Source organism: Desulfosarcina sp. (assembly GCF_046496365.1).
Lineage (GTDB): Bacteria > Desulfobacterota > Desulfobacteria > Desulfobacterales > Desulfosarcinaceae > Desulfosarcina.
Genome location: NZ_JAWOHB010000075.1, coordinates 1 through 5,864 on the forward strand (window position 1 = coordinate 1; position 5,864 = coordinate 5,864).

General features: G+C 59.7%; 3 protein-coding genes. 1 reads left to right on the forward strand and 2 read right to left on the reverse strand.

Annotated features, from left to right (window positions below):
- Positions 1–635: 635 nt before the first annotated feature.
- The gene (locus R6V78_RS06490; RefSeq protein WP_410288525.1) at positions 636–944 is read left to right on the forward strand and encodes a hypothetical protein; all 309 of its coding nucleotides are present in this window, start codon (positions 636–638) and stop codon (positions 942–944) included.
- 84 nt (positions 945–1,028) lie between these two features.
- On the opposite strand, the gene R6V78_RS06495 is transcribed toward R6V78_RS06490, so the two are convergent.
- Together R6V78_RS06495 and R6V78_RS06500 are read right to left on the reverse strand one after the other, a co-directional pair.
- The gene (locus R6V78_RS06495; RefSeq protein ID WP_410288526.1) at positions 1,029–4,655 is read right to left on the reverse strand and encodes a DUF748 domain-containing protein; all 3,627 of its coding nucleotides are present in this window, start codon (positions 4,653–4,655) and stop codon (positions 1,029–1,031) included.
- 63 nt (positions 4,656–4,718) lie between these two features.
- Entirely contained in the window at positions 4,719–5,804 is a 1,086-nt protein-coding gene (locus R6V78_RS06500) for a pyridoxal-phosphate-dependent aminotransferase family protein (protein ID WP_410288527.1), read from the reverse strand.
- Positions 5,805–5,864 lie beyond the last annotated feature (60 nt).

Consider the following 5,864-nt stretch of genomic DNA (forward strand, 5'->3'; position numbering starts at 1 on the left):
GGGCTGCTGCCGGCCCAACCAGCGGGACAGAAAAAGAAGCACGATTGCCAGCCCCATGACGACAACCGCATATAGGATAAGGCTGAAGAGACCGGGTTGCCATGGGTCAAGAGCACCTTGGACGTCAACGGCGTGCATCCAATCACCTTCGGTGTGAACATGTCGGTTTCAGATAGGATCAGGCAAGAAAAAAAAACCCTATTGATCGACGCATCCGCAATGGACCGTGTGTGCGATTGTAGATCGGAGCGTCGGGACTTGTCAAGCCGGATGAGGCCGAGCCAGCCGCTGGACATGGGCATACTTTTGAAGCCTCCGTGCACCAAGCCGCAGGAAATGATGCGCCTGTAACGGCAGTGCCGCGCAGCACCGCAGGGACAAACAATCGATTTTCAGTTCGCGGTTCAATAAATTGATATAAACACTCAAAATATTGACTCTAACAAATGATTGAGCCGCTGCCGGAAGGCAAGTTGGCCGGATAGCATCGTGATTGTATTGGTTTAGCGCATTTTTGACAGTTGGCCTGATACTTGTTTTATATCGGCAGGTCAAGGGGCCACCTTCAAGCCGGCGGGCAGATTTGTGCCGCAGACAGGCAACACGGACAATGGTGGGCCCGGGAAACGGTCCCCATGGAAATCAACAATCTGGAAATCAATATCCTCTATTTTATGTGCAATCCGATCAACGGACAGGCTGAGGATGGCACCATCGACAGCCGGGATGTCTTTGAACAATTTTCCGACATCCCGGCCGGCAGCATCATGTCGGCGATCAATTCAATGGTCAAAAACCGGTTGATCACCACCGATCCATCCCGATCGCGATTATGGATCACCGCCGAAGGGATCAACCGGCTTCAGTCATCCATTGCCTGCCGCATCCACCAATTCGACAGCTGTCGATGCGAGCACGCAACCGGGCGGAAGTCACAGGAATAAATAGTTAAACCCAATCCACAAGGAGAAAGGCCGTGGCCATGCGCCACTCATGAAGACGGCTCCTGGAAACGTCCGACAAGGAACTTATTTCAGGCTGAACACGACGCGCCCCGTTCCGGCAGGGGCCTGCTGCTGGTCCCCGGCGCCGAGTTTTGGTTCCACGATGAAAACCCGTTCACGCTCAACCTGGCCAGTTTCCAGCAGTTGGTTCTTGGCGTTGAAGGCCCGGTCGTTGGCCAGGCTGCGGTAATCGTTCTCCGTCACCACCGTGTTTTCACGCAGCAGTCGTTCCATTGTCTCCGGCGTCAGTTCAACGGGCTTTCCGCTGCTGTCCACCGGCAAGGCAACCTGGTCATCGGCAAACTGCGACGCCAGCAGCGCCGTTCTTTCCTCTTCGGTCAGGGAGATCTCCTCCAGCGGAACGGCGCTTTTTCCCGATTTCATCATCTGCTGCAGCTTCTTCGTCTTGAGCCGGTTCTCCAGCACGACGGCCTGCAGGGCCTCGCCGTCACCCTCCAGGGATGCCGTGCCCTGGACATCCAGTTTCAGGGCGGGCCGTTCGAAAAGGATCTTGGCCAGTTTGTCTATCTTCTCCCTATTATCCGGGCTGATGCGGCTGTCGCCCGCAGCGAAATCGATGTGGCTCAACTCCTCGCCGCCGCCGCCGGCCAGGGCACCCAGGGCGGCAAAGGGCGAGGTAATGATCTTGACGATGAGATTTTTCAGGGCCGTCAGGATCACCTTGCCGATCTTGAACTCGGGGTCATCCAGACTGCCGCTTACCGGCAGATCCAGTTCGATATTTCCCTCGCGATTCTTGAGCAGGGCCACCGCCAGCTTGATGGGCAGGTTCACGGCGTCGGGGCTCTCCACCGTATCCCCCAGAGTAAGCTGATTGATATAGATGCTGTTTTTGCCCTCCAGCCTTTTGTTCTCCATCAGATAGTCCACGTTGAAGGTCAGCTTCCCCTTCTCCATAATGTAGCCGATGTACTTTCCAGAGTAGGGTGAAAAGGGGCTCAGTTCGATATCCGAGATATTCAGGTTCAGATCCAAATAGGGGTTTTCGATCAACGGGTTGACCTGCCCGGTGATCTTCACCGGGGCCTGGTTGGACCACACCCCTTCCAGGAGTACGTCGGCCCTTTTTTCGGCCATGGACGCGAGACCGGAAACCTGGCCGCTGAGGTCGTGGAATCGGGCGTTGAAATTGGGTTCGATCAACCGGTCGGAAAAATCCACCGTCCCTTTGCTCAGGTTGACCCGGGCGATGCGGATGGTTGGTTTTTCAGGGCTGGACGACTGTACCTGGCTCGCTTCCGGCGCCGATGCGGCCCGGTCGGTCTTACCGGCATCGGTCGCCGCGGCATCATCCGGCTGATTGAACATGGAGACGATATTGACGCCGCCATCCGCGTCAATGATCACGCGGGCGAAGAAATCGGCAAGGGAAATCTGCTCAACAGCCAAACGGGTCGGCTCGACGTCGACCTCGAGCTTGTCCAGAAGCAGATCCTCCCATTTGAGAAAATCGTCGGTGTTTTTGCGGTCGATGGCTGCAAACCGGTTGAGTCCGGCCTTTCCCCGGAAAGTGACCACCGGCGAAGCCGCCTGACCCGGTTTCATCACCAGCCGACCCTGCGTATTGAAATAACCCTGGGTGACGATCAACCCCGTTTGGTCGGAGAGGTAGGGCTGAAAGGGGCGGATGTCCATCTGTTGCATCTTAACCGTCATATCCAGATCAAGGGGCGCCAGGGAGACCTCTCCGGCGGCTTGCAGCTGACCGTCCTGCTCCCAGTGCAGCGACAGCTCCGCTTTGCCGGTCGAACCGGGCGCCGTGGAAAGGTCGGCCGCGGTGAGGGCGATGTCCGCCAGGCGCAGCCGGACCGGATCGCCCGGCACCCGGTCCTCCACATCCACAGCACCCTCGGAAACACTGACCGACTTGAGCGTGACGGTCAGCGCTGCCGGTATCGGCGCTTCCGACGGTGCCGTCTGCTCACCGGCCGCTCCGACATCGTCCGGGGATCCCGCCTGGCTCCGGGGCCGAAAGGCCTTTATCAGGTTCAGGGTACCGTCCTTCTCCCTTCGGCAGAGGAGATGGGCACGGGACAGCGCGAAGCTCCCCAGGGTCACTTCACCTTGGGCCAACTCCGCGGTGGCGTCGCCAACCCGCAGCTGGTCGAAAGATATCAGCGGTGCATCGTCCGCTTCGGCCACCACCTTGAGTGCGTCCACATTCAAGGAAACGCCGGTCAAAGAGACCAGGGGCCTATTATTTTCCTGACGAAAACGGTAGCTGCCCATCAGGGAAACGCGGCCGTCCACGGTTTTGAAGCCGAATCGATCCGCATGGTAGGGATAATAGCGCGGAACCTTGACGTCGGACGCATCGATCGTCCCCGATGCCTCAAGGGGCGTGAGTGAAGCGGTCCCGGACACGGCGATCGATTCGTCGGCCTCGGTGTTGATCTGCAGTCGGTATCCGGCGGTGCGGTCGCTGTTGAGGCCGAAATTCTCCACCTCCAGGTCGAGGCGGGTGATGGTGGTGGTGAACGGCGCCCGGTTGGACAGATCCGTCAGGTGGACAATGCCCCGTGTCAGATTCAGGGCGTCGATGGTCACCACCGGCTGAAAATCTCCGGCGTCCGCTTGCGCCTTCTCCTCGGCTTTGCGATAAGCGCTTGCCGCCAGAAAGGGCAGGTAAAGATCCCCCGAAGGGAGCCGTTTGAGGAAATACTCCGGTTCATCGGATTCCACCTTGCCGAAGCGCAGCTGACCGCTGAGGACCTTGGAGGGCAGCAGGTCGAATTTCAGGTCGGGGTGGTGAAAGAAGGGTTCTCCATGGCCATCCCCCACGCGAACATCGATCAGCTCGGTCTGCCCGGCCGCCACCAGTTCCGGGGTGCCGTCCGCCAGCATCCGGAAATCGACTTCACTGTTGGTTTGCAGCGTGAAGGACTGGACGACAAGGTTCTCCGGCAGCGGGACATAGGGCAGATAGTGGCGCACCTGGCATTTTTGGAGACCGATTTCGGCCCGGGCCTCCCGACCGGGGCTGAAGGGTTTGGCCTTTCCATCCAGGGTGAACGGGGCGTCGTTGATCCGGGCGGAGAGGTTGAACCGCGTGTCCACATCCACGTCTGCCGGTCGGGAGGAAAAGTCGGCCACACCCAGGTTGAGATCGTCGATGCGGTGGCTGACGGCAGCCACCCGGTCGTCCAGGCCGATACGGCCGCCGGTGATGTTCATGTCGACGACCACCAGGGCCAACCCGCCGCCGTCGGTCGGCGCCCCGGCGGCGGTTTCCCTGCCTCCGCCGATGTCCGAAAAATTGAAGGTGGCCTCACCCGTGCGCGCCAGTTCGATCGACGGGTTGACCAACCGGACGGATTTAAGCACCAGGGCCCACTTGAACAACGATGCCGTCTGCAGGTTGGCATAGGCTTCGTCCAGCTTCGCGAAGGGGGCGCCACCGGGTTCCCGGATGTCGAGATGGCGGAGCGTGAGCGACAAGGTGAACGGGTTGACCCGCACCTGCTCAACGGTCACCTGTCGATGGATGGCCGCGGCCACCGTTTTCTCCAAAAGGTGCCGGACGATGAAAGGCGCCGCAACGAACCCGGACAGGATGTAAACCAGAACAGCGGCGGCCAGGGTGATGGCGATTTTCTTGCGCCGCGGCGTCCAATTGACTGTCTTGATCATCGGTTTGACTCCATTGGGTAAGCGGGTCGATCCTCGATTCAAGCACAGGCCGTTTCCGGAATGTCACTTCAGCGTGGCGGCGATAACTTCCAGGGCCTGTGTGACCAGTTCTTTGTCCGCCTGGGAACCCATGTGACCCAGCCGGAACACCTTTCCCGCCAGGGGACCGTAGCTGCCGGCCACCACGAGCCCTTCCGCGCGCAGCCGTCGGTCCCACGCTTCCCAGGTAAACCCCTGGGGAATCCTCGCCGCCGTCACCGTCGGCGAGGGGACGGCACCCGGAGCCGGAAACAGATCGATCCCCATCTCCACCAGCCGGCGACGGCAAAACCGGGCCACCGCATCGTGGCGGTTAAAACTGTTCTCCAGCCCCTCATCCAACAGCAGACCGGCAGCCGCATACAGGGCAGCCACGCCCTGCCAGCTGGGTGTGTAGGGGAAATAGCGGTTTTCAACGGCATGCTGAAAGGGCTTCAGTGCGTCGTAGCCCACATAGCCCACGGCATCGATTATCTCCCATGCCTTGGGACTCACCGACAGAAAGGAGATGTCCGGCGGTGCGGAAAGGCATTTCTGGGATCCGCCCAGGCACAGGTCGATATGCCAGTCATCGGCCAATACCGGAACACCGCCGGCACCGGCCACCGTGTCCACGTAAAACAGGGGCACCCGGTAGGCATGCTTCAAGCGGCCCAACTCCTCCAGCGGATTCAGGGTACCCGAGGGCGTCTCGCAGTGAACGGCGGTGATCATGCGCGGTTTGAACTCGGCGATGGCGGCTTCGATGCGGGCCATGTCGTTAATGGTTTCATCGTAGCTGAAGCCCAGGGTTTTCACCTCGGCACCGATGGACTGCGCCATTTCGCCGATGCCGTATCCAAAGACCCCAGTGGCCACCGCCAGCACCCGGTCGCCGGGCACCAGGCAGCTTTTCAGCGCACTCCACAGCACCAGCATCCCCTCTCCGGACTGGATCACGATGTCATCACGGGTGCCGAATATTGCTTTGAGGCGCCGCTGGGTGCGCGTAACCAGTTCGACAAATTCGACTTCCAGATCCCCTGAACCATAGGGCTCCAGGTAGACCTGCCGGATGGCCTCGGGAACGACCACCGGACCGGGGACCATGGGGATGGGATAGGTTTGCATGACGGTCACTCCTTGAGGACATGAAAAAGCAAGTAATTCAAAATAATCAAAAAACATGAT

Coding starts and splice junctions, on each gene's coding strand:
- R6V78_RS06500 (WP_410288527.1), bottom strand. CDS start 5,804: ATGCAAACCTATCCCATCCCCATGGTCCCCGGTCCGGTGGTCGTTCCC.
- R6V78_RS06490 (WP_410288525.1), top strand. CDS start 636: ATGGAAATCAACAATCTGGAAATCAATATCCTCTATTTTATGTGCAAT.
- R6V78_RS06495 (WP_410288526.1), bottom strand. CDS start 4,655: ATGATCAAGACAGTCAATTGGACGCCGCGGCGCAAGAAAATCGCCATC.